This is a genomic window from Jatrophihabitans sp. (assembly GCF_036000465.1).
Classification (GTDB): domain Bacteria; phylum Actinomycetota; class Actinomycetes; order Mycobacteriales; family Jatrophihabitantaceae; genus Jatrophihabitans.
In genome coordinates this window covers 84,889-107,116 of the sequence record NZ_DASYFV010000013.1, presented here as the reverse complement: position 1 = coordinate 107,116, position 22,228 = coordinate 84,889, and the positions used below count along the sequence as shown (strand labels likewise).

The window sequence follows — 22,228 nt, the reverse complement described above, 5'->3', positions numbered from 1 at the left end:
CGAGGTGATCATGCTGGTGTCGACGCGCCGCCGTGTCGGCGGGTCACGAGGTAGGCGAGGCCGCCGAGCAGCAGGACGCCCGCGCCCGTCACGACCGACACCGCGGGCAGGCTGGCCGCGAGGACCACGCAGCCGATGACGCCGAGCACCGGGAGCCAGCGGGGCGGTCGGTGCTCGTCGGCCCGCAGGGTGAGGGCACTCGCGTTCGCGACCGCGTAGTAGGCGAGGACGCCGAACGAGGAGAAGCCGATGGCCGAGCGGAGGTCCGCGGTGAGTACGAGGACGACGACGACGGCGCCGACGGCGAGTTCGGCGTGCTGGGGAACGGCATGGCGCGGATGGACGAACGCCAGCACGCCGGGCAGGTGCCGGTCGCGGGCCATCGCCAGCGTCGTGCGCGACACCCCGAGCAGCAGGGCGAGCAGCGAGCCGAGGGCGGCGACCGCACCGCCGATGCGGACGACCGGGCCGAGCCGGTGCAGGTCGCCGAGTTCGACGGCCGTGCGCAACGGCGCGGCCGAGTGGGCCAGCACGGCCGGACCGGCCGCCGCCAGCGCCGCAACGGCGACCAGCGCATAGACCACCACGACGATCGCGAGCGCGACGGTGATCGCCCGCGGGATCGTCCGGGCCGGGTCGCGCACCTCCTCGCCGAGCGTGGCGATCCGGGCGTAGCCGGCGAACGCGAAGAACAGCAGGCCGGCGGCCTGGAGCACGCCGTGCAGACCGGCGCCGGTGAGCTCCAGGTGCGCCGTCGTCGCCGTGCCGCCGGCGAGGCAGGCCACGACGACGAGGAGCAGCACGACCAGCACGACGCCGACGATCACCCGCGTCGCCAAGGCGGACTTCTGCACGCCGCGCAGGGTGAGTGCGGTGAGGGCGGCCACGGCGAGTGCACCGACCAGGCGGAGGTGGGACGGGGCGGCGTACGACGCGAAGGTCAGCGCCATCGCGGCACAACTGGCCGTCTTGCCCACGACGAACGACCACCCGGCGAGGTGACCCCAGAACGGCCCGAGCCGGCGCCGGCCGTAGACGTAGGTGCCGCCGGACTCCGGGTAGAGCGCGGCCAGGCGGGCCGACGACGTCGCGTTGCAGTAGGCCACGACCGCGGCGAGGGCGAGCCCGATCAGCAGCCCGGCACCGGCCGCCCGGGCCGCGGGACCGAAGGCGGCGAACACCCCGGCACCGAGCATCGACCCCAGCCCCACGGTGACGGCGTCGCCCACCCCGAGACGTCGTTGCAGTGTGCGGGTCATCGGTGCCCTTTCGACTTGCCGGATCCCTCCGGCGGTATCACGCTATGTCCGACTCTTGCGACAAACCGCCGTCAGTCTCCGTGCGTCGCCGTTGCCGCGCGATCACCGACGCAGGACCGTCAGGTGGAATCTATGACCCCTCACGCCCGAGTTCGTGGCCTGGTGCTGCTCGTGTCCCTCGTCGCCGCGGTGACCGCCGCGGTCGCGCCCCCGGCGGTCGCCGCTCGCTCCGGTCCGGCTTCGTTCGCGGACTTCGGCTGCGCCAATCCGGTGAACCGCGTGTCGCAGCAGCTGCTGCCGGCCGCTCACCCGCGGGCGGCGGTCGCGGCGACGTGCTTCGGTCGCGTGCGGACGGCGTCCGGGGCGATCGGGCCGAGGATCATGGCGGGTCCGGTGGGGCTCGGGCCGGTTCAGCTCCAGTCGGCCTACAAACTGGCCGGCCTGCACGCCAACGGCCGCACGGTCGCGATCGTCGACGCCTACGACGACCCGAACGCGGAGTCCGACCTCGCCACCTACCGCACCGCCTACGGCCTGCCGGCGTGCACGACCGCGAACGGCTGCTTCCGCAAGGTGAACCAGAACGGTGCGGCGTCGCCGCTGCCGGCCGGTGACTACGGCTGGGCCGAGGAGATCAGCCTCGACCTCGACGCCGTCTCGGCCACGTGCCCCGACTGCCACATCCTGCTCGTCGAGGCGAGCACCCCGGACACCACGCCGCTGATGACCGCCGTCGACACCGCGGTCCGACTCGGCGCCGTCGCCGTGTCGAACAGCTACGGCGGCGCCGAGGACTCCACGATCCTGGCCGCCGACAGCCACCTGAACCACCCCGGCGTCGCCATCACCGCCTCGAGCGGCGACTCGGGTTACGGGGTCTCGTGGCCGGCGTCGTCGCCGTACGTCACCGCGGTCGGGGGCACCACCCTGACGGCGGCGGGCAACGCGCGGGGCTGGAACGAGACGGTCTGGTCGGGTGCCGGCAGCGGCTGCTCGGCCTACGAGCCCAAGCCGTCATGGCAGCACGACCCCGGCTGTGCGAAGCGCACCGTCGCCGACGTCGCGGCCGATGCCGACCCGGCCTCCGGGCTCGGCGTTTACGACACCTACAACAGCTGCGGCACCTCGGCGCTGTGCGACCTGCTGCTCGGCCTCGGGCTGGGACAGGGCCTCGACGGGTGGGCCCAGGTCGGGGGCACCAGCCTGTCGTCGCCGATCATCGCCTCGGTCTACGCACTCGCCGGCAACCCGGTCACGGCCGGCTCGTACCCGTACTCGCACACCGGGTCGCTGTTCGACGTGACCTCGGGCTCGAACGGCAGCTGCGGCGGCAGCTACCTGTGCACCGGCACCGCCGGGTACGACGGCCCGACCGGCTTCGGCACGCCGAACGGCCTCGGCGGGTTCTAGGACCGTTTGTAGATTGGCCTCGTGCCCGTCCTGCTCGTCGTCCACCACACCACGTCGCCGACCCTGCACGAGCTTCTGGAAGCAGTGCTCTCGGGGACGTCGGCCGACGGCATCGAGGGCGTCGAGGTGCGGGTGCGGCCGGCACTCACCGCGTCGCCGGTCGACGTGCTCGAGGCCGACGGCTTCGTGCTGGGGACGCCGGCCAACATCGGCTACCTGTCCGGTGCGATGAAGCACTTCTTCGACGGCATCTACTACCCGACGTTGACGGCCAAGCCGGGCGCGCCCTACGGGCTGTACGTGCATGGCAACAACGACACGGCCGGCGCGGTCCGGGCGGCCGAGTCGATCACGAAGGGCCTCGGCTGGGAGCAGGTCGTGAAGCCGGTGACCGTCGTCGGCGGGGCGGACAGGGCGGCCACCGCGGCGTGCTGGGAACTCGGCGCGACGGTCGCGGCGTCGCTGCTCGGCTGAGACGACGTCACGGCGAGGCGGGCGCCACCGGTGACGAGCTGGCCGGGGCGTCCGTCGAGGACGCGGAGGTGGGCGAACCGGAGGTGCTCGCGCCGGCACCGCTGTCGGTCGACGTGCTGCCCGCCGACCCGGGAACCGGGACTGCGGGCGCGGTCGAGATCGCCGGATCGGACGGATCGCCCGGGCCGGCTCCCGTCCCCGTCGACGCCGCCCCGGACGGCGCGGACGGCGCGGCCGTCGTCGACGCGGCGGCTCCGGTCGGAGCCGGTTTCGGCGGCGCGTACTTGTCGATCACCGCGAGCATCTGCTTCTCGTAGTCGGCCAGGCGTTGCTGGATCTCGGTGAACGGCAGCGAGGTGAGTGTCTTGCTGAACGCGTAGATCTGCCGCCACAGTTCGGTGATGTCGTGCGTCTCGGCGGTGCCCGGCACGTTGGGCAGCGTGACTGCGAGCTGCAGGGCCAGGGCCTGCGTCAGGCACGAGATGCAGTTGTAGTTCACCGAACCGGCGATGTTCTGCGGAACGACCACACTCGCGTGGCCGACGATCAGCACGATCTGGAAGCTGACCGCGGTCGTGCGGCAGTTCCGGCAGCTCGAGAACGCGTACGCCTCGTTCTTGTTCAGCACGGTGTCGTGGTCGGCCCACACCATCGCGAACGCGACGTCGTAGACGACCGATCCGTCCTTCGTGTTCACAGCCAGGCTCTGGTTGTCGCCGAGGCCGGGCGGCCGCGGGCGGTTGAACGGGAACACCCAGGTCGGGGCCGGGGTGCCGGCCGGCGTAGTCCGCGAGCGGGGGACGAGCACCAGTGACAGCGCCGGCTTCTGCCGGGTGGGCAGCGCGCCGGCGCCGGCGGGCCACACCGTGGTCGCCGATGCCTGGCGGCCTACCGCCAGGCCGGACGCCGATCCGGCGCCGATCGAGCCGGGATGGAACGCGGCCGCCACGGCGTCCTGCACCGTGCCGCGCTCGTAGTACTGGATCACCCGGTAGTTGCCTCGGGGCCACCAGACGAAGGCGAGCGCGGCGACGACGGCCGCCGCGACCACAAGCGCCACCGCGCGCTTGACCGGCTGGCCGGCCGTCGCCGTCCAGACCTTGCGGGCCAGCTGCTTCACCGACCGCGTGAGGATGTAGGCGATGCCGAAGATCGGCAGCCCGACCGCGATGACGCCGAGCAGCTTGGCGAGCCCGCCGGGCACGTCGCCGTCGCCGAACATCGTCCACATGCCGGTCCATTGCGTGCGCACGCTCGCGGCCGCGCTGGCGAGGACGCGGGGGAGGGTGACCAGCGTGACGAGCACCGTCAGCACCATCAGCGGCACGACGAGGAGTACCCACACCGTCACGACGGCCTTCGCCCACGGCTTGAGCACCTTCGACTCGGGGCTGCCCCACCGGCGCGGGTTCAGGCCGGCCAGCGTCGGCTTGATGCGGTGGAAGAGGTCGGGGACGCCGGTGAGGTCGGCCAGGATGTGGTAGCCGTCGAAGCGCACCATGGGCGGCAACTGCCGCACCATCTGGATGATCTGGGCGCCGATGACGAGCAGCAGGGCGTCCCAGCCCGTGACCGCCCACAGCCCGAACATGACGACGGAGAGCAGGGCGTTGAAGTACAGCCCGCCGAGGTCGGTGCGGAGCCGACCGGCCCGGCCGAGGCGATAGCTGTCGGTGACGTCGGTGTAGAAGGCGGGCCAAACGAGATACAGGCCGGCCCCCATGGCGCCGGGGGTGGCGCCGCCGTAGCGGGCGGCGGCGGCGTGACCGAATTCGTGGAAGCCGGCCGAGACGACGGTGATCGCGAAGACGGTCAGCAGCAGCCCGGGTCGCGCGAACGCCTGATGGGCGGCGAAACCGAGCCCGCGGTCGAACAGCACCCACTTGCAGACGAGTACGAACGCGACGAGCACCGCGACGACGACGAGCGGGTTGAACAGGCGCGCGAACGGAGCGGTGATCCGCCGGGTGACCGCGGGGTCGGAGACGACGGCGCGGAAACGCAGGGCGAGCAGGGGGTTCGCCTTGCGGACCTCCGGTTCGGAACCGTCGGCCTTGCAGACGACCCCGAGTGGACGCAGCTTGCCGTCGACGAGGCCCTGGATCTGGTCACCGGTGACGAGGCGGCCGAAGCGCTCGCTGACGACCTCGGCAACCTCGGCGTAGTCCCGCGTGCCGTCGATCGACTCGAGCACGAGGTAGAGCAGCGCGGTGAGCTGCAGGGTCTGCCCGTCCCCGCGGCGCACCAACGACGGGGCCGCGCGATAGCCCGAGCCGGGCATCTCGCCGATGAGCTGCAGGTCGGCCGCGCGCCGGGGAATCCGGTCCTCCGGCGCGTCCAGCGTGGACGCAGGCGCTGACGACGACGTCGTCCGGTCGTCGTCAGCACCCGCGGGATGGTGGTCGAGGGCGGTCACTCGCGTGACGCGTTACTGCTTGATGTTCGAGCTCTGGTCGGCCGTAGCCGACGCGTTGCCGTCGATGCTCTGGTCGATGATGCTCGACTGGTGCGCGATGGCCGTCGCGTCGGAACCGACCGAGCCGACGTTGGCCGAGACCGAGGCGTCGATCGGCGCGGCGACGTTCGCGTTGGCCGCCACCGCGCCGTCGATCGGGGCCGCCATGTGCAGGTCGCCGTTGAGGTTGACGTTGACGTTGAGCAGGTTCCCGTCGAGTGCTCCGGGCGAGCTCGGATCCGGGGTGGAGACCGCCGGGGCGGTCGACCCGCCGGCCGGGGCGGGCGAGCCGGCGGGCGTGGTCGAGCCGTCGACCGGCTGGGTGCCCTGGTCGATGCCGCTGAGCTGGTGCGACGTCGCCGTCGCGTCGCCGACGACGCCCTGGTGGACCTCCGATGCCTGCAGCGCCTCCGCGCCGGCGCTCGAGTCGAGCGAGAGGACGTTCGCGCCGACCGAGGCGTTGATCGGCGCGGCGACGTTGGCGTTCGCGCCGACGGCGAGGTCGATCGGCGCCGCGACGTCGAGAGCCAGGTCGAGGTTGGCGTTGAGATCGAGCAGCGACATGACCTCCTTGTCCGGCAGCGCGGTGCCGGACTCCGCCTCGAGCTCGGCGGCACTGATCGGATTCAGGTCTGCGCTCATGTCGGTTCTCCCTCCCGGGCGGGCAGTTGTGGCCCGTGGTGTCGTGATCGCTGTGAGCACTACCCGCGGTGCACGTCGAATTCACACGAAGAGATGATCTCCGGGCGTGGCGTGCATCGCTCAGTCGTAGATCGCGTCGACCTGCCAGCGCGGGGTGTCGTCCATCGACCCGGTGACGAGATAGGCCCGGCCCCGGACGTCGACGATCTGGCAGCGGACGACCCGCCGGGCCGACTCGGGGCTCCACCACCGCTCGTCGACCGGCCACGGCCCGGCCCACGACGCGACGGCGACCGGGGTGTCACTGCCCATCGCGAACAGCTCGGGCGGGGCCGGCATCGCGCCACGCTCGGTGACGCGCACCGGCCGGCGCGACGCGTCGAGCACCTGGGCCGGACGCGGCGGGTCGAGCAGCACCGACGGTGCCGGCGCGGGGAGCTGTCCGGGCCAGGGCTGCTCGGGCGAGTGCAGCGGCAGCGGCTCGTCGCCCCACGGCACGAGGCGGGTGCGCTGACCGGGGTCGCGGCCGCCGTCGAGCACCGGGGTCAGCACCGAACCGTGGCCGAGCAGGGTCTGCACCCGCGCCAGCGCGCGGGCGGCCCGCTCGTCCTCGGCGCCCGAGCCACCCCAGAGCGCCTGCTGGTGGGTGCCGGTGGGCACGACCTCGAGCGGCACCAGCCGCACCCGGCTGACGCCGCCGGTCGGCCGGTGGTTCCCGGACAGCCACCCCTCGAGCTGCCAGCGCACCCGGTCGAGGACGTCGACGGTGGACAGCACCCCGGCGTGCCGCCAGCGCCGCACGGTCTCCTCGCCGTTCTCGCTCAGCGCCTGCAGTTCGAGGCAGGTGCAGGCCAGCCCGTGCGCGCCGAGGTCGGTGACGAACTGCTCGGCGATGCCGCGGGCCGAGAACGCGACGGTGTCGACGCGGTCGACGGCCGGTTCGAGATCGAGGGTGACGGTGAACTCGACCGGCGGCCGGCGGGCCGACAGCGGACGGTCGTCACGCCCGCTCGCCTCGCGGTGCGCCCACACGCCGACGGGCCCGAAGCGGGCCAGGACGTCGGCGCCCGGCAGCGCGGCGAAGGCGCCGAGGGTGCGGATGCCGAGGCGGCGCAGCAGGTCGATCAGCGGGGACGCACCGGACGGGTCGAGCGTCTCGATCGGCAGGTTCTCGAGGAACGCGGGCGAGCCGCCGGGGTCGATGATCAGCCCGCGACGGGCTGCCTGCTCGGCCGCGAACGAGCCGTCGGCGATGCCGATGAGGAGGTCGGCCCCGCCCAGCGCAGGCAGGCCGGCCACCCCGCGGGACAGCGCGTGCAGCACCCCGGTCTCGCCGCCGAAGTAGCGGGTCGGGCCGCGCACGCCGATCGCGGCCAGCCCGGGCCGGGTGATCTCGACGCCGGGTGCGATCGCCTCGAGCGCGGCCACGACCGGCTCGAAGGTGCGCGCCTCGGCCGACTCGTCACGGCCCAGCACCGCAAGCTCGGGGCAGCGGGCCTGTGCCTCGCGCCGCCGCAGACCGCGCCGCACCCCGTGGGCCCGCGCCGAGTGCGAGCACGCGACCACCCGGTTCGCGGTGACGACGGCGGCCGGGGTCTCCGGCTCGAGACCAGCCTCGATCCGAGCCGTGGTGACCGGCCAGTCAGGACACCAGACACTGATCCGCCGGGGAGGCGCCGCCGTCCCCTCGTCGATCTTCATGGTCGGACGGGGCTGGGGCCGGATGTGGGCATGAAGATCAGCTGCTAACCGGCGAGATCGATGACGGGAGCGAGCGGGGTGGCTTCGTCGATGCCGCCGCCGGGGGCGGGGAGCCACAGGCTGGCCGAGCGGGAGCGGGCGGCGGGGCCGCGGCCGCCGGCGGTGACCTCGACCCGGCGGGCCCGCAGCCGGCCGGTGCCGGCGCCGATGCCGGTCCACTCGCCGCCGACGGCCTGCAGGCGCACGTCGGCGCCGGGCCAGCCGGCCGGATCGAGCACGTAGGGCATGAGCACGGCGTCCTTGCTGCGGGCGCGGGCGGCGAGGCGCCGGACGTCGCCCGGCACCACCCCGCGCCCCCGCGGCGGCCGGGCAGCCACGATGTCGACGGCGTCGAGCAGGGCGCCGACCGCCGTGGTCCACCCGCCCTGGACCAGGCCGGGATCGGGGACGAGCGCGAGCCGGGCGAGGTCGATGCCGTACTCGCGCGCCGCCTCGGCGCTGATCCGCGGGAACCCGACGAGCGCGGCCCAGGCGCCGTCGGCCGAGGCGGCGCCGAGCAGCGCGAGCAGCAGGGACATCGAGCCGGCGACGCTGACCGTGCTGCCGCGGCGCAGGCCGTCGGGCAGGATGGTGTGCAGCGCCGGGGCGACCGGCAGCGGGGGAGCCGTGCGGACGCCGACGTGCTGCCAGTCGACAGCGGTGCTGCCGTCCGGCTTGCGGATCGCGACGTCGAGCATCACTCAATCATCGAACAGGCGTTCTAAATCGTCAATCGGCTCCGGCGTGTCGCGAGCCGGCCCGCCGGACTAGCGTCGGGGCGATGACGACACCGACGCTCCGCGAGATCCAGGATCCGCTCAAGCAGCGCTACCGCGACGACCCGGACGCCGCGCGGATCACGCTCTCGGCCACGGGCCGGCTGGGCGAGGGCGTCTCGTGCTCACTCGAGACCGGACGCGCGATGGCCGAGGCCGGCCTGCACCCCGCGACCGGGGGTGACGGCACCCAGCTCTGCTCGGGCGACATGCTGCTCGAGGCGCTCGTCGCCTGCGCCGGCGTGACGCTCCGCGCGGTCGCCACCTCGCTCGGGCTCGACGTCCGCGGTGGCACCGTGCGGGCCGAGGGCGACCTCGACTTCCGCGGCACGCTCGCAGTGGACAAGGCCGCGCCCGTCGGCTTCACCGACATCCGGCTGACCTTCGACCTCGACACCGACGCGGACGCCGACCAGCTCGCCACCCTGCACAAGCTCACCGAGCGCTACTGCGTGGTGCTCCAGACGATCCGGAGCGCGCCGCCGGTGCACGCCACGATGTCGGCATGAGGTTCGTCCTCGTCCCGGGAGCAGGGGGCGCGGGGTGGTACTGGCACCGGCTCGTACCCGAGCTCGAGCGGCGCGGCCACTCGGCCGTCGCGGTCGACATCCGTGAGGACGACCCGGACCTCGGGCTGCCCGAATACTCCGACATCACGCTCGCCGCGATCGGCGACGACCGCGACGACCTCGTCCTGGTCGGCCAGTCGATGGGCGGCTTCACCGTGCCGATGGTGGCGGCCCGGGTGCCGGTCCGCATGATCGTGCTGCTGAACGCGATGGTGCCGCTGCCGGGCGAGACGCCGGGGGCGTGGTGGGAGGCGACCGGACAGCCCGAAGCGCGGCTCGCCGCCGACGAGGCCGCCGGCCGCGGCACCGACTTCGACGAGGTCACGCACTTCCTGCACGACGTCCCGGACGACGTGGCGGCGAGCGGGGCGTCCGAGCAGCGTGGCCCGTCGGACACCCCGTTCGGCCAGCCGTGCGAGTTCGAGCGCTGGCCCGACGTCCCGATCCACGTGCTGGCCGGCGCCGACGACCGCTTCTTCCCGGTCGAGTTCCAGCGTCGGGTCGCCCGCGAGCGGCTGGGCCTCGAGGCCGACGTGATGCCGGGCGGGCACCTCGTCGCGCTCAGCCGGCCGGCCGAGTTGGCCGACCGGCTGGCGAGCTACCTGGACGCGTGATCAGCTCGAGCGACGTACCCCGGGGTGCTCGGGTCCGTCGTCGCCGTCGACCGCCTCGGCGGCGTCCTCGTCAGTGATACGCACGCCCTCGAGCGGGTCGCCGGCGCCGGTGCCACCGACCTCGGGTGCCTCGCCGGCGGGCGGCGCGTCGGTCGGCGGCGGCCCACCGGCCGAGGCGCGGGCGAGCGGCGAGCTCTGGTTCTCCTCGTAGGCGCGGGCGTCGGGATTGTTGAAGGCGTCGATGCCGTCGTGCGGCTCGGCCGGGATCTGCTGATCAGTGGGTTCGGTCATGGCTGGGGCCTACCCCGATCTTGTCCGGCGCGGACACGGCTGTGACGACATACTGCGCGGGTGGAGACCTCGGAGATAGTGCAGCGCTGCGCCGAGCACCGGCGGGCCCTCGCCGACCTGCTCGAGACCTTGGACGAGACCCAGCTGGCGACGCCGAGCCTGTGCGGAAAGTGGGACGTGCGCACCGTCGCCGCGCACCTGACCGTGCTGCCCCTCGTCCCGCCGCAGAAGTTCGCGCTCGCCCTGCTCAAGAACCGCGGCAGCTTCCATCGGGCCAACGACGCCGTGGCGCGGCAGCTGGCGAAGGCGCCGGTGGCCGAGGTCGCGGCGAACCTGCGCACCCACGCCGAGAGCCGCAAGCGTCCGCCGCGTGTCGGGGCCGCCGGGCCCTTGGTCGACCTGCTCGTCCACGGCGGTGACATCCGCATCCCGCTCGGGCTGCCGTACGCGCCGCCGGCCGTCGATCTCGAGGTGGCGCTCGACTTCCTCGCCGCGTCGCCCTACGGCTTCGTCCCGCGCGGCCTGCTCGACGGCCTCAGCCTGCAGCCGACCGACCTCCACCGGCGCTGGGGCGAGGGCCAGGCGGTCACCGGTCGCGCGGCCGACCTCATCATGGCCGTCACCGGGCGGCGCGCGACGCTTGCCGCCCTCGGCGGACCAGGTCGCGACGTGCTCGCCGCCCGGCTGTAGACCCCGACTCAGGTGACGAGCTCGCCGTGCAGCTCGGGGTGGTAGCTGCCGTGCGTCGACTCGTCGAACTCGCCGTGCAGCTGCTTGTCGAACTTCCCGTGGACGTCCGGGTGATACGCGCCGTGGACGTCCGGGTGGAACTGCCCGTGGGTCTCCGGGTGGAACTGCCCGTGCACGTCAGGGTGGTACTCGCCGTGTAGCTGCTTGTCATAAGCGCCGTGCACCTGTGGGTGGAAGGGCCCGTGCGTGTCGGGGTGGAAGTCGCCGTGGGACTGCGGGTGGAACTGGCCGTGCGTGTCCGGGTGGAACTCGCCGTGCCACTGCGGGTGGTAGCCGCCGTGCATGTACGGGTTGAACTGGCCGTGCCAGTCGGGGTGGAAGGTCCCGTGCACGTTCGGGTCGAACTGGCCGTGCATCTCGGCGTGGAACTCGCCGTGCACGTTCGGGTTGAACTGACCGTGGACGTCGGGGTGGAACGCGCCATGGCTGTCCGGGTGGAACGCGCCGTGCTGGTTCGGGTCGAACTGCCCGTGCGTCGACGGGTGGTAGGGCGCGCCCGGGGACACCGCCTGGTCGCCGTAGCCGGGCTGGTCGGTCTGCGCCGTCGTGGCGAACAGGCTCTGCATCATGCCCTCGGTCTGCGGGCCGACGACGCCGTCGGCGGCGAGACCGTAGGCCTGCTGGAACTGGATCGTCGCAGCCTGGGTGGCGTGCCCGAAGGCGCCGTCGACGGTCAGGGATGTGCCCATGACCTGGTTGAGCTGCTCCTGCCAGCGCGACACCTCGAGGCCGTGGCTGCCCGGGCCGAGGTAGCCGGGGCCGTAGTGGCTGCCGCCGCTGTTGCCGGGCGGCGTGCCGCCGCTGCCGCGGGTGTTGTGCGAGTCGGTGTTGTGCGAGTCGGTGTTGTGGCTGTCCGACGTGTTGTGGCTGTCGGCGGTCGTGACGTTGTGGCTGTCGGACGACGTCGTGTTGTGGCTGTCCGAGGTCGTGACGTCGACCGAGCTGTTGTGGCTGTCCGAAGTGTTGTGACTGTCGTTGTGGCTGTCGGAGTTGGTGATCGTGACCGGGCCGTTGTAGACGTTGGTCGGGCCGGCAGCGGGCGGCGGCGTGCTGGGGTGGTTCCCGTGCCCGGGCAGCAGGTAGTCGCGGATCTCCTCCCCGGCCGCGTCGAGGGTGGGGTCGATGACCCGGTTGACGATGTGCTCGCCCTCTTCGATCAATCCGCCCATGACCGTTCTCCTTCTCCTGCCGGGGGCCTCGTGGCCGTGCTCGCGAGGGAGGAGTCGCACCCGGCGGCGCTGATACGCGAACTCGTGGCGAATCGGGTCGGCCGGGCCGCATATCGTGGACCGAGTGTCCGCTCCGTCCCTCACGCCCGGCGAGCTGCGCGCCCGGCTGAGTGGGCTGACGCTGCGCGACGAGGCCCGCATCCGGCGCCGCCTGGAACAGCTGCGCCGGGCGGGGAACCGCGACCGCGAGCTGGCCAAGCTGGGTGAGCAGATCGCCCGTGGCGAGCAGGTGATCGCCACCCGCGAGGCGGCCGTCCCGACGATCACCTACCCCGACCTGCCGGTGAGCGCACGGCGCGACGACATCGCCGCTGCCATCCGGGAGAACCAGGTCGTGGTCGTCGCCGGCGAGACCGGCTCGGGCAAGACGACGCAGCTGCCCAAGATCTGCCTCGAGCTCGGGCGCGGCATCCGCGGCACGATAGGCCACACCCAGCCCCGCCGGCTCGCCGCCCGCACCGTCGCCCAGCGCATCGCCGACGAGCTGCACACCCCGCTGGGCGAGGCCGTCGGCTACACCGTCCGCTTCACCGATCAGGCGAGCGACCGCACGCTCGTGAAGCTGATGACCGACGGCATCCTGCTCGCCGAGATGCAGCGCGACCGCCGCCTGTTGCGCTACGACACCCTCATCCTGGACGAGGCCCACGAGCGCAGCCTCAACATCGACTTCCTGCTCGGCTACCTCGCCCAACTGCTGCCGCGGCGTCCCGATCTCAAGGTGATCGTCACCAGCGCGACGATCGAGCCCGAACGCTTCGCCACCCACTTCGGCGATGCGCCGATCGTCGAGGTGTCGGGTCGCACCTACCCGGTCGAGATTCGCTACCGGCCGCTCGAACCCGACCTCCCCGATCGGGAGGACGACGACCCTGACGACCCCGATCACGACGTCGTGCATCGCAGCGAGATGCGCGACCAGACCGAGGCGATCGTCGATGCCGTCCGCGAGCTCGAACATGAGTTGCCGGGTGACGTGCTCGTCTTCCTGTCCGGGGAGCGGGAGATCCGCGACACCGCCGAGGCGCTGCGGGCCGAGTTCGACGAGAACACCACCGAGGTGCTGCCGCTGTACGCGCGCCTGCCCACGGCCGAGCAGCAGCGTGTCTTCGAGCCGCACACCGGGCGTCGCATCGTGCTCGCCACGAACGTGGCCGAGACGTCGCTGACCGTGCCCGGCATCCACTACGTCGTGGACCCGGGCACCGCCCGCATCTCGCGCTACAGCCGCCGCACCAAGGTGCAGCGGCTGCCCATCGAGCCGATCTCGCAGGCCTCGGCGTCGCAGCGGGCCGGGCGGTGCGGCCGGGTTGCCGACGGCATCGCGATCCGGCTCTACAGCGAGGCCGACTTCGAGGCGCGCCCGCGCTACACCGAGCCGGAGATCCTGCGCACGAACCTCGCGTCGGTGATCCTGCAGATGGCCGCGCTGCAGCTCGGCGACGTCGCCGACTTCCCGTTCGTCGACCCGCCCGACAAGCGCAGCGTGCGCGACGGCACCACCCTGCTGCAGGAGCTCGGCGCGTTCGACTCCGAGGGCGCGATCACCACCGTCGGACGTCGCCTCGCGCAGCTGCCGGTCGACCCGCGCATCGGCCGGATGATCCTGCAGGCGGCCGACGAGGGCTGCGTGCGCGAGGTGCTGGTCATCGCCGCCGCGCTGTCGATCCCCGACCCGCGTGAGCGGCCGTCCGACCGCGAGGAGGCGGCCAAGCAGAAGCACGCCCGGTTCGCCGACGAGTTCTCCGACTTCATCTCCTTCCTGAACCTGTGGGACTACCTGCGCGAGCAGCGGCAGGAGCGATCGGGCAACCAGTTCCGCCGCATGTGCCGCGACGAGTTCCTGCACTACCTGCGCATCCGCGAGTGGCAGGACCTCGTCGGCCAGCTGCGTGCGATCGCTCGCGGACTGGACATCGTCGAGGCCGATCCGGGTGAGCGGGCCCCGGCTGACCGGGTGCACGCCGCCCTGCTCGCCGGGCTCCTGTCGCACATCGGTCAGCGCGAGGAGCCGACCGAGAGCACTGCTCGCAAGTCCGAGAGCAGTGCTCGCGGTCAGCGGCCGTCGCGCGAGTATGCCGGCGCCCGCAACTCCCTTTTCGTCCTCGCGCCCGGCTCGGTGCTCACCAAGCGACCGCCGCGCTGGATCGTCGTGGCCGACCTCGTCGAGACGAGCCGGCTGTTCGGTCGTACAGCCGCCCGCATCGAGCCGGAGGCGGTCGAGCGCATCGCCGGCCACCTCGTTGCCCGCTCGTACAGCGAGCCGCACTGGGACGCCCAGCGCGGCGCGGCCATGGCCTACGAGCGGGTGACGCTCTACGGGCTGCCGCTCGTACCGCGTCGCCGCGTCGGCTACGCGAGCGTCGAGCCCGCCGAGGCCCGTGACCTGTTCCTTCGGCACGCGCTCGTCGAGGGTGACTGGACGACCCGGCACCGCTTCTTCGCCGCCAACGAGGCGCTGCGGGCCGAGCTCGAGGCGGTCGAGGAGCGGGCCCGCCGCCGCGACCTGCTCGTCGGCGACGAGGAGGTCTACGCGTTCTTCGACGCCCGCGTGCCGGCCGACGTCGTCTCGGGCCGGCACTTCGACGCGTGGTGGAAGTCGGCGCGGCACGAGACGCCCGACCTGCTGACGCTCACCCGCGACGACCTGCTGCGGCACGAGGAGGCCGACGCCGAGAGCCCGGACGTCTGGCAGGCCGGCGACCTGGCGCTGCCGGTCAGCTATCGCTTCGAGCCGGGCGCCGCCGACGACGGTGTCACCGTGCACGTGCCGGTCGACGTGCTGGCCCGCCTCGGCGGCGACGAGTTCGCCTGGCAGGTGCCCGCGCTGCGCGAGGAGCTCGTCATCGCCCTGCTCCGCGCGCTGCCGAAGGACCTGCGCCGCAACTTCGTGCCCGTGCCCGACACCGCCCGGGCCGTGCTGGCCGAGCTGACCCCGGGGCAGGAGCCGCTGCTCGACGGCGTGCAGCGTGAGTTGCAGCGGCGCACCGGCGTGCTCGTCCCGATCACCGCCTTCGACCTCGACAAGCTGCCGACGCACCTGCGCATCACCTTCGCCGTCGAGGCCGCCGACGGCACCGTCGTCGCGACGGGCAAGGACCTCCCGGCGCTGCAGGCCGAGCTGGCCGCGCCGGTGCGCGCGGCGGTGGCCGCCGCCGTCGCGGGCGAGCTCGAACGCACCGGCCTGACGGCCTGGCCCGGCGACCTCGACCCGCTGCCGCGCGTGGTCGAGCGCACCAGCGGCGCGCACGCCGTCCGGGGATTCCCCGCCTTCGTCGACGAGGGCACCTCCGTCGGCATCCGCGTGTTCGCCTCGCCGGCCGAGCAGCGGGCCGCGATGGGGCTCGGGGTACGCCGGCTGCTGCGCCTCGCCGTCGCGTCCCCGGTCAAGAGCGTCGAGCGGACGCTGTCGACCCGGGCCCGGCTGGTGCTCGGCACGAATCCCGACGGCTCGCTGCCGGCGCTGCTCGACGACTGCGCCGACGCCGCCGTCGACGCGCTGACCAGCGCCGCGCCGTGGAGCCGGGCCGAGTTCCACGACGTCCGCACCCGCGTGGCCGACCGGCTGCCCGGCGAGACCGCCGCCGTGGTCGGGCTCGTCGAGAAGGTGCTGGCCGCCGCGCACGAGGTACGGCTGGCGCTACCCGCCCAACCCCCGAAGCCGCACGCCGACGCGATCGCCGACATCCGCGACCAGTTCCGCCGGCTGCTGCCCGTGGGCTTCGTCGCCCGCACCGGCCGCGCCCACCTCGCCGACCTCGCCCGCTACGTCACGGCCATGCAGCGTCGCCTCGAACTCCTGCCGCGCGACGTCGAGGCCGACCGCGGCCGGATGATCCGGGTGCACCAGGTGCAGGAGGTCTACGACGAGCTGGTGGCGGCGCTGCCGGCGACCCGGTCCGCGGCCGAGGACGTCCGCGACGTCGGCCGTCTCATCGAGGAACTTCGGGTCAGCCTGTGGGCCCAGCAGCTCGGCACGGCGCGCCCGGTCAGCGAGAAGCGCATCTACCGCGCGATCGACGCGATCAGCCCGTAGCAGCTACTTCTCGAAGCCGGCGATGATCGCCTCGATCGCGGAGGTGAAGCGGTCGTCGGCCGGGATCGAGCCGTACTGCTGGACGATCGTCGGGTGCTCGACCGGCGAGATCGACTCGAGCAGCGGCTCCGGACCGATCGCCGCCGAGGCCTGTTCCTGCAGCACGTAGCCGATGATGTAGCCGACGAGCGTCTCGCCGGCGATGCCGAGCCGGTCGTCCTCGACCCCGGAGGCGAGGATCGTCAGCAGGTGCTCGAACACCTGCAGCGCCACCGAGCTGCCCACGAACGGGCCGGTGACCAGCAGCCGGGCGCCGTCCCGGATGGCCAGCATCGCGTGCCTCATCTGCCGGCACTGCGCCACGGCCTGGGTGTGCCAGTCGCCCTCGGGGTCGCTCGCGGTCATCCGCGAACACAGCTCGTCGGTCATGGCCTGGATCAGCTGGGCCTTGTCCGGGAAGTGGTAGTAGAGGCCGCCGACCTGCACGTCGAGTCGGGTCGCGACCGCTCGCATGGTGAATCCCTCGAAGCCGAGCTCGTCGAGCACGTCGAGCGCGGCCAGGGTGATTGCTCGTGCATCCACATGCGCACAGTAACGGCCATTGAACGATGTTCAAACGGCTGCTACCGTCGCCTCAGTCCGTGGTGACGAGAACGCGTGGCACGCGCATCGGGGGATGCGTGCAACCGCGTTGTTGCCGCCGGACGGGCTGTCGGGGCGGCGGTGCTCGGGGTGTTGTGTCCTGGCGCTGGCAACTGGGTCACGGGTGTGGTGCTCGCTCCCGTGGCAACGCCTGGGGGGTTGCCGGCGTACGCGCCGTATCTTCCGCCGCTTCGGCAGCACCCCTCCTCCGCCGACCGCGAGGCCGCCTCCTGCGCGATAGTGACGCCATGACGTCCGGCTACTCGGGCACGCCGCAGGCGCGCAAGCTCGGCCTGCGCCCCGGCACCCGGCTCGGACTCGACGACCCGCCCGCGGGGTGGACGCTGCAGGACCCGCCGCCGGTCGAAGCCGTGGCCGAGGGTGAACCGGCCGACGTCGTCATCGCGTTCGTCCGCTCGGTCGACGCCCTGCCCGGCCGGGTGGCCGCCTGGTCCGACGCCATCCGACCGGCCGGCGCGCTCTGGATCGCCTGGCCCCGGCGCGCCGCCGGTCACGTCAGCGACCTGAGCGAGAACGCGATCCGCGAGTGCGTCCTGCCGCTCGGCCTGGTCGACGTGAAGGTCGCGGCGATCGACGCCGACTGGTCGGGCCTGAAGATCGTCTGGCGGCGGGAGCGGCGCTGATCGGAACGTATCTTGGCCGTGCTGTCGAATTCCGGGCCGGACGTTCGACGCGTTCGTGAGGCCGGGCTGATCCGGCGCCGGAGAGCGAGGAGATCGAGATGCGAGTCATGGTTCTGGTCAAGGCCAGCGAGGAGTCCGAGGCGGGCGTGCTGCCCACCGCCGACCAGCTCAACGAGATGGGCAAGTTCAACGAGGAGCTGGTCAAGGCCGGCGTCCTGCTCGCCGCCGACGGGCTCAAGGACAGCTCCCAGGGCAAGCGGGTGCGCTTCCGCGGCAAGGACACGGCGTCGACCGTGATCGACGGACCGTTCGCCGAGACCAAGGAGCTCGTCGCCGGCTACTGGATCTGGCAGGTCGCCTCGCTGGAGGAGGCGGTCGAGTGGTTGCAGCGCTCGCCCTTCGTCGACGCCGAGGTCGAGGTGCGCCCGGTCTTCGAGGCCGAGGATTTCGGCGACGCGTTGACCCCGGAGCTGCGCGAGCGCGAGCAGGCCCTGCGGGACCAGGTCGCCGACCGCGCGTGAGCCCGGCGGACCCCGCCGCCGCGGTCAGACGGGTCGAAGCCGTCTGGCGCATCGAAGCGGCCCGGCTCATCGCGGGCCTGGCCCGCACCGTGCGCGACGTCGGGCTGGCCGAGGACCTCGCGCAGGACGCGCTGGTCGCCGCGCTCGAACAGTGGCCCGAGTCGGGCGTCCCGGACAACCCGGGCGCCTGGCTCACCGCCGTGGCCCGGCGTCGCTGGGTCGACGGCGTGCGCCGCCAGGTCACCTACGAACGCAAGCTCGAGGAGATCGGGCGCGACGCGAGTGCCGCGAACCCGACGCTGAGCGAGGATCCGATGAGCGACATCGAGATCGAGCCGCACGTGTCCGACGACGTGCTGCGGCTGATGTTCACCGCCTGCCATCCCGTGCTGCCGGCCGAGGCCCGGGTGGCGCTCACGCTGCGGATGGTCGGCGGCCTGACGACCGAGGAGATCGCCCGCGCGTTCCTGGTCACGACGCCGACCATGGCGGCCCGCATCACCCGGGCCAAGAAGACGCTGGCCGACGCCGGCGTGCCGTTCGAGGTCCCGATCGGCGACGAGCTCGTCGGCCGCCTCGCCGCAGTGCTCGAGGTCGTCTACCTGATGTTCAACGAGGGGTACACCGCGTCGTCGGGGGCGACGTGGACGCGTCCGGTGCTGTGCGAGGAGGCCATGCGGCTCGGCCGGATGCTGGCCGCGCTCTCGCCCGGCGCCGCCGAGACGCACGGGCTCGTCGCGCTCATGGAGATCCAGGCGTCGCGGTTGCGGGCCCGGGTCGCGCGCGACGGCTCGCCCATCACGCTGCTCGACCAGGACCGCAGCCGCTGGGACCACACCCTGATCGCCCACGCCCTGGCCGCGCTCGCCCGGGCCGAGACCCTCGACCCGCACGGGCTCTACGTGCTGCAGGCCGCGATCGCCGCCTGCCACGCCCGGGCCGGCTCGGCCGAGGCCACCGACTGGGTGCGCATCGCCTCGCTCTACGGCGAGCTCGTCGAGGCCACCGAATCCCCGATCGTCGAGCTGAACCGCGCGGTCGCGGTCTCCATGGCCGACGGGCCGCTGGCCGGGCTTGCCGTCGTCGACGACCTGATCGCCGACGACGTGCCGGCGCTGCGGAACTACCACTTCGTGCCCGCCGTCCGGGGCGACCTGCTGCACAAGCTGGGGCGCCTGCCCGAGGCGCGGGTCGAGTTCGAGCGGGCGGCCGGGATGACCGCCAACGAGCAGGAGCGCGACCTGCTCCTCGCGCGGGCCGCGGACTGTTCCCTCCAGTAATCCGCTGGGCGCGCCGCGACGGGGTAGACGGGAGCCGAGGCCCGGGTAACGATGGGGGCGAGCCCCCGGGAGGCGCCATGGATCCGTCCGTCAGCCCCGACGTTGCGACCCGCACCGAGCTCGACGCCGTCCGCATCCGCCGGGCCGAGCTCCGCGAGACCCTCAACAGCCTGGAGAACACGCTGGCCGCCCCCGCGGCCGGGCGGGCCGTCGTCTGGGGTGAGGCGGTCCACGACGTCCTGCTCACCGTGGCCGGCGATTTCGGCGCACACGTCGAGGTGACCGAGGGCCCGCACGGGCTGCACCAGTCGATCCTCGGCGGGGACCTGCGGCTGGCGAACGCCGTCGGGGCACTGACCGCCGAGCACGCCCAGATCGCCGAGGAGATCGCGATGCTGGTGGCCGACAGCTCGCCGCCGGTCGCGCCCGCCGACGTCGCCGAGCTGCGCGAGCGCGCGACCCGGCTGCTGGGTCACCTCGTGCGGCACCGCCAGCGGGGGGCCGACCTCGTCTACGAGGCGTACCAGACAGACATCGGCGGAGGCGATTGATCGGTATAGCGGCGGAGGCGATTGATCGGTATAGCGGCGGAGGGGCCGGCGGGACCGACTACTCGGCGAGTTCCTCGTCCAGGTCGACGTCGTGGGCGTGCACCTTGTCCGGGTGCAGGAACACGAACCGCTTGTAGGCCCAGAATCGGAAGATCGTGCCCAGCCCGATCGTCACCAGGTTGATGAAGGCGACCATGCCGCTCGCATGGTCGTAGCCCAGCGGGTAGACGAACAGGGCGATGATCAGCTCGGAGAACACGAGCGTGATCAGGTTGATGCCGAAGAAGGTGGCGGTCTCGCGGCCCAGGCTCGTGCGGGCACGGTGCGAGAACGACAGGTGGCGGTTGCCGAAGTAGGCGAAGGTCGTCGAGACGGCGGTCGAAACCGCCTTGGCCTTGAGGGCACCGTGCGGCGACAGTGCGGTGAACAGCCCGACGTCGATCACGAGCGCGAGCGCGCCGATGAGGCCGAACGCGGTCAGTTCCTTGAGCAGGATGCGCCAGGACCCGCGCAGGTGATCGCGCAGGGAGGAAGGCCGGAGCGTTGTCATGACTGCGCAACTGTACCGCCGCGGGTGTTCCGGGCCAGGTGCGCGCACAGCCCCGAGCCAGGCTGATCGAAACCGGCCGGGCGTTGTGCGGTCCGCTCCCGGCCCCGCGACGGCCACGACATAGGCTCACCGGCGTGGACGCGCGCACCGGACTCCCCGTCGTCGGCATGGTCGGTGGCGGCCAACTCGCCCGCATGACCCACCAGGCGGCGATCGCCCTCGGTCAGTCGTTGCGGGTGCTGGCCGACACCGTCGACGACGGCGCCGCGCTCGTCGCGTCCGACGTCGTGGTGGGCGACTACCGCTCGCTCGACGACCTGCGCGCCTTCGCCCGCGGGTGCGACGTCGTCACCTTCGACCACGAGCACGTGCCGAACGAGCACATCCGGGCGCTCGTGGCCGACGGCGTGGTGGTGCACCCGGGGCCGGACGCGCTGCAGTTCGCCCAGGACAAATCGGCCATGCGGCGCCGGCTCACCGAGCTGGGCGTGCCGTGCCCCCGGTGGGCGACGGTGGCGTCGGAACGCGAGCTCGACGAGTTCGCCGCCGCGACCGGCTGGCCGGTGGTGCTCAAGGCGAGTTCCGGCGGCTACGACGGCAAGGGCGTGTGGGTGGTCGGCTCGCTCGCCGAGGCCGCCGAGGTGCTCGGGTCCGGGACGGCGCTCATCGTGGAGGAGAAGGTGGCGATCGTCCGCGAACTCGCGGTCGATGTCGCCCGCTCGCCGTTCGGGCAGGGGTCGGTCTGGCCGGTGGTCGAGACCGTGCAGCGCGACGGCATCTGCGTCGAGGTGCTGGCGCCCGCCCCGGACCTGGACGAGGACACCGCCGAGGAGGCGCAGGCCCTCGCGCTGCGGATCGCGCAGGAGCTCGGGGTCACCGGCATGCTCGCGGTCGAGCTGTTCGAGACGGCGGACGGCCTGGTCGTGAACGAGCTGGCGATGCGGCCGCACAACTCGGCGCACTGGACGATCGAGGGTGCCCGCACCTCGCAGTTCGAGCAGCACCTGCGGGCCGTGCTCGACTACCCGCTCGGCGCGACATCCCCGACCGCGCCGGTGACGGTCATGGCCAACCTGCTCGGCGGCCCCGACGACGTCGTGCCCAAGGGCCTCGACGAGCGGGTGCACCACCTCATGGCCCGGTGGCCGGACGTGAAGATCCACCTCTACGGCAAGCAGTTCCGGCCCGGCCGCAAGGTCGGACACGTGACCGCGCTCGGCGACGAACTCGACTCCGTCCGCGCCCGCGCCCGCGCCGCCGCGGACTACCTCATGAACGGGGACGCTCGATGACCGATCCGTTGGTCGGCGTGATCATGGGGTCGGATTCCGACTTCGACGTCATGGGACTCGCCGCCGAGGCGCTGGCCGAGTTCGGGGTGCCGCACGAGGTGCGGGTCGTCTCGGCGCACCGGACTCCGCTCGGCATGGCCGACTACGCGCGCGACGCGGCCGGGCGCGGGCTCAAGGTGATCATCGCCGGGGCGGGCGGCGCGGCGCACCTGCCGGGCATGGTCGCGTCGATGACCACGCTGCCGGTGATCGGCGTGCCGGTGCCGCTGAAGTACCTCGACGGCATGGACTCGCTGCTGTCCATTGTCCAGATGCCGGCCGGGGTGCCGGTGGCGACGGTGTCGATCGCCGGCGCGCGCAACGCCGGCCTGCTCGCCGTGCGCATCCTCGCCGCGTCCGACGCCGTCCTGGCCGAGCGCATGCGCGCCTTCCAGATCGAGCTGGCCGCGACAGCCCAGGCGAAGGACGTCGCCCTGCAGGCGAGATTGGCTGAATGACCCAAC

At 72.9% G+C, this 22,228-nt stretch carries 21 protein-coding genes; 12 read left to right on the top strand and 9 right to left on the bottom strand.

Annotation, left to right across the window (positions count from 1 at the left end; translation table 11 throughout):
• Positions 1-8: 8 nt before the first annotated feature.
• On the bottom strand, positions 9-1,259 hold the full coding sequence (locus VGN18_RS04900; RefSeq protein ID WP_327538527.1) for an APC family permease: 1,251 nt from the start codon (positions 1,257-1,259) through the stop codon (positions 9-11).
• A gap of 132 nt (positions 1,260-1,391) precedes the next feature.
• Here VGN18_RS04900 and VGN18_RS04895 point away from each other — a divergent pair, with 132 nt between their 5' ends.
• Complete coding sequence (locus tag VGN18_RS04895) at positions 1,392-2,669, top strand: S53 family peptidase (protein ID WP_327538526.1); 1,278 nt, start codon at positions 1,392-1,394, stop codon at positions 2,667-2,669.
• A 21-nt stretch (positions 2,670-2,690) separates the two neighbouring features.
• Positions 2,691-3,143, top strand: a complete 453-nt coding sequence (locus VGN18_RS04890) for a flavodoxin family protein (RefSeq protein WP_327538525.1) — start codon at positions 2,691-2,693, stop codon at positions 3,141-3,143.
• Between the two features lie 7 nt (positions 3,144-3,150).
• Here VGN18_RS04890 and VGN18_RS04885 read toward each other — a convergent pair whose 3' ends face one another.
• From VGN18_RS04885 to VGN18_RS04870, 4 genes are all read right to left on the bottom strand, one after another.
• Positions 3,151-5,559 carry a hypothetical protein gene (locus VGN18_RS04885; protein WP_327538524.1) on the bottom strand — a complete coding sequence of 803 codons (2,409 nt, stop codon included), beginning with the start codon at positions 5,557-5,559 and terminating at the stop codon, positions 3,151-3,153.
• Between the two features lie 12 nt (positions 5,560-5,571).
• Positions 5,572-6,240 (bottom strand): hypothetical protein, encoded by a 669-nt coding sequence (locus VGN18_RS04880; protein WP_327538523.1) that lies wholly within the window; start codon positions 6,238-6,240, stop codon positions 5,572-5,574.
• A 120-nt stretch (positions 6,241-6,360) separates the two neighbouring features.
• On the bottom strand, positions 6,361-7,941 hold the full coding sequence (locus tag VGN18_RS04875) for a hypothetical protein (RefSeq protein WP_327538522.1): 1,581 nt from the start codon (positions 7,939-7,941) through the stop codon (positions 6,361-6,363).
• Positions 7,942-7,985: 44 nt separating this feature from the next.
• Positions 7,986-8,678: a hypothetical protein gene (locus VGN18_RS04870; RefSeq protein ID WP_327538521.1), complete on the bottom strand. Its 693-nt coding sequence runs from the start codon at positions 8,676-8,678 to the stop codon at positions 7,986-7,988.
• A gap of 83 nt (positions 8,679-8,761) precedes the next feature.
• Between VGN18_RS04870 and VGN18_RS04865 the strand changes: the two genes are divergently transcribed.
• Together VGN18_RS04865 and VGN18_RS04860 are read left to right on the top strand one after the other, a co-directional pair.
• Positions 8,762-9,265, top strand: coding sequence for an OsmC family protein (locus VGN18_RS04865; protein WP_327538520.1), 504 nt, complete (start codon positions 8,762-8,764; stop codon positions 9,263-9,265).
• Positions 9,262-9,939, top strand: a complete 678-nt coding sequence (locus VGN18_RS04860; protein ID WP_327538519.1) for an alpha/beta fold hydrolase — start codon at positions 9,262-9,264, stop codon at positions 9,937-9,939. Before VGN18_RS04865 ends, VGN18_RS04860 begins: the two co-directional genes overlap by 4 nt.
• On the opposite strand, the gene VGN18_RS04855 is transcribed toward VGN18_RS04860, so the two are convergent.
• Positions 9,940-10,230, bottom strand: coding sequence for a hypothetical protein (locus VGN18_RS04855; RefSeq protein WP_327538518.1), 291 nt, complete (start codon positions 10,228-10,230; stop codon positions 9,940-9,942).
• A gap of 60 nt (positions 10,231-10,290) precedes the next feature.
• On the opposite strand from VGN18_RS04855, the gene VGN18_RS04850 reads away from it, so the two are divergent.
• Positions 10,291-10,920, top strand: a complete 630-nt coding sequence (locus tag VGN18_RS04850; RefSeq protein ID WP_327538517.1) for a maleylpyruvate isomerase family mycothiol-dependent enzyme — start codon at positions 10,291-10,293, stop codon at positions 10,918-10,920.
• An 8-nt stretch (positions 10,921-10,928) separates the two neighbouring features.
• Here the strand turns inward: VGN18_RS04850 and VGN18_RS04845 are convergent, their stop codons facing one another.
• Entirely contained in the window at positions 10,929-12,149 is a 1,221-nt protein-coding gene (locus VGN18_RS04845; RefSeq protein WP_327538516.1) for a peptidoglycan-binding domain-containing protein, read from the bottom strand.
• 124 nt (positions 12,150-12,273) lie between these two features.
• On the opposite strand from VGN18_RS04845, the gene hrpA reads away from it, so the two are divergent.
• Entirely contained in the window at positions 12,274-16,245 is a 3,972-nt protein-coding gene (gene hrpA / locus VGN18_RS04840; protein WP_327538515.1) for an ATP-dependent RNA helicase HrpA, read from the top strand.
• A gap of 3 nt (positions 16,246-16,248) precedes the next feature.
• Here the strand turns inward: hrpA and VGN18_RS04835 are convergent, their stop codons facing one another.
• A complete protein-coding gene (locus VGN18_RS04835; protein ID WP_327538514.1) occupies positions 16,249-16,827 on the bottom strand; it encodes a TetR/AcrR family transcriptional regulator in 579 nt (192 codons plus the stop codon).
• A gap of 308 nt (positions 16,828-17,135) precedes the next feature.
• On the opposite strand from VGN18_RS04835, the gene VGN18_RS04830 reads away from it, so the two are divergent.
• The 4 genes from VGN18_RS04830 (at position 17,136) to VGN18_RS04815 (ending at position 19,883) form a co-directional block, all read left to right on the top strand.
• A complete protein-coding gene (locus VGN18_RS04830) occupies positions 17,136-17,531 on the top strand; it encodes a hypothetical protein (protein WP_327538513.1) in 396 nt (131 codons plus the stop codon).
• Positions 17,532-17,629: 98 nt separating this feature from the next.
• Complete coding sequence (locus VGN18_RS04825; RefSeq protein ID WP_327538512.1) at positions 17,630-18,052, top strand: YciI family protein; 423 nt, start codon at positions 17,630-17,632, stop codon at positions 18,050-18,052.
• A complete protein-coding gene (locus VGN18_RS04820) occupies positions 18,049-19,332 on the top strand; it encodes an RNA polymerase sigma factor (protein ID WP_327538511.1) in 1,284 nt (427 codons plus the stop codon). Before VGN18_RS04825 ends, VGN18_RS04820 begins: the two co-directional genes overlap by 4 nt.
• A gap of 77 nt (positions 19,333-19,409) precedes the next feature.
• On the top strand, positions 19,410-19,883 hold the full coding sequence (locus tag VGN18_RS04815; protein WP_327538510.1) for a hypothetical protein: 474 nt from the start codon (positions 19,410-19,412) through the stop codon (positions 19,881-19,883).
• Between the two features lie 58 nt (positions 19,884-19,941).
• On the opposite strand, the gene VGN18_RS04810 is transcribed toward VGN18_RS04815, so the two are convergent.
• Positions 19,942-20,433, bottom strand: coding sequence for a GtrA family protein (locus VGN18_RS04810; protein WP_327538509.1), 492 nt, complete (start codon positions 20,431-20,433; stop codon positions 19,942-19,944).
• 134 nt (positions 20,434-20,567) lie between these two features.
• Between VGN18_RS04810 and VGN18_RS04805 the strand changes: the two genes are divergently transcribed.
• On the top strand, positions 20,568-21,725 hold the full coding sequence (locus tag VGN18_RS04805) for a 5-(carboxyamino)imidazole ribonucleotide synthase (protein ID WP_327538508.1): 1,158 nt from the start codon (positions 20,568-20,570) through the stop codon (positions 21,723-21,725).
• Entirely contained in the window at positions 21,722-22,222 is a 501-nt protein-coding gene (purE, locus tag VGN18_RS04800; protein WP_327538507.1) for a 5-(carboxyamino)imidazole ribonucleotide mutase, read from the top strand. The genes VGN18_RS04805 and purE overlap by 4 nt, the downstream gene beginning before the upstream one ends.
• Positions 22,223-22,228 lie beyond the last annotated feature (6 nt).

What these genes read in the sequence shown, in the direction of transcription:
- VGN18_RS04900 (WP_327538527.1), bottom strand. Translation starts at nt 1,259, where the DNA reads ATGACCCGCACACTGCAACGACGTCTCGGGGTGGGCGACGCCGTCACC.
- VGN18_RS04895 (WP_327538526.1), top strand. Translation starts at nt 1,392, where the DNA reads ATGACCCCTCACGCCCGAGTTCGTGGCCTGGTGCTGCTCGTGTCCCTC.
- VGN18_RS04880 (WP_327538523.1), bottom strand. Translation starts at nt 6,240, where the DNA reads ATGAGCGCAGACCTGAATCCGATCAGTGCCGCCGAGCTCGAGGCGGAG.
- VGN18_RS04875 (WP_327538522.1), bottom strand. Translation starts at nt 7,941, where the DNA reads ATGAAGATCGACGAGGGGACGGCGGCGCCTCCCCGGCGGATCAGTGTC.
- VGN18_RS04870 (WP_327538521.1), bottom strand. Translation starts at nt 8,678, where the DNA reads ATGCTCGACGTCGCGATCCGCAAGCCGGACGGCAGCACCGCTGTCGAC.
- VGN18_RS04865 (WP_327538520.1), top strand. Translation starts at nt 8,762, where the DNA reads ATGACGACACCGACGCTCCGCGAGATCCAGGATCCGCTCAAGCAGCGC.
- VGN18_RS04860 (WP_327538519.1), top strand. Translation starts at nt 9,262, where the DNA reads ATGAGGTTCGTCCTCGTCCCGGGAGCAGGGGGCGCGGGGTGGTACTGG.
- VGN18_RS04855 (WP_327538518.1), bottom strand. Translation starts at nt 10,230, where the DNA reads ATGACCGAACCCACTGATCAGCAGATCCCGGCCGAGCCGCACGACGGC.
- VGN18_RS04845 (WP_327538516.1), bottom strand. Translation starts at nt 12,149, where the DNA reads ATGGGCGGATTGATCGAAGAGGGCGAGCACATCGTCAACCGGGTCATC.
- VGN18_RS04830 (WP_327538513.1), top strand. Translation starts at nt 17,136, where the DNA reads ATGACGTCCGGCTACTCGGGCACGCCGCAGGCGCGCAAGCTCGGCCTG.
- VGN18_RS04825 (WP_327538512.1), top strand. Translation starts at nt 17,630, where the DNA reads ATGCGAGTCATGGTTCTGGTCAAGGCCAGCGAGGAGTCCGAGGCGGGC.
- VGN18_RS04815 (WP_327538510.1), top strand. Translation starts at nt 19,410, where the DNA reads ATGGATCCGTCCGTCAGCCCCGACGTTGCGACCCGCACCGAGCTCGAC.
- VGN18_RS04810 (WP_327538509.1), bottom strand. Translation starts at nt 20,433, where the DNA reads ATGACAACGCTCCGGCCTTCCTCCCTGCGCGATCACCTGCGCGGGTCC.
- purE (WP_327538507.1), top strand. Translation starts at nt 21,722, where the DNA reads ATGACCGATCCGTTGGTCGGCGTGATCATGGGGTCGGATTCCGACTTC.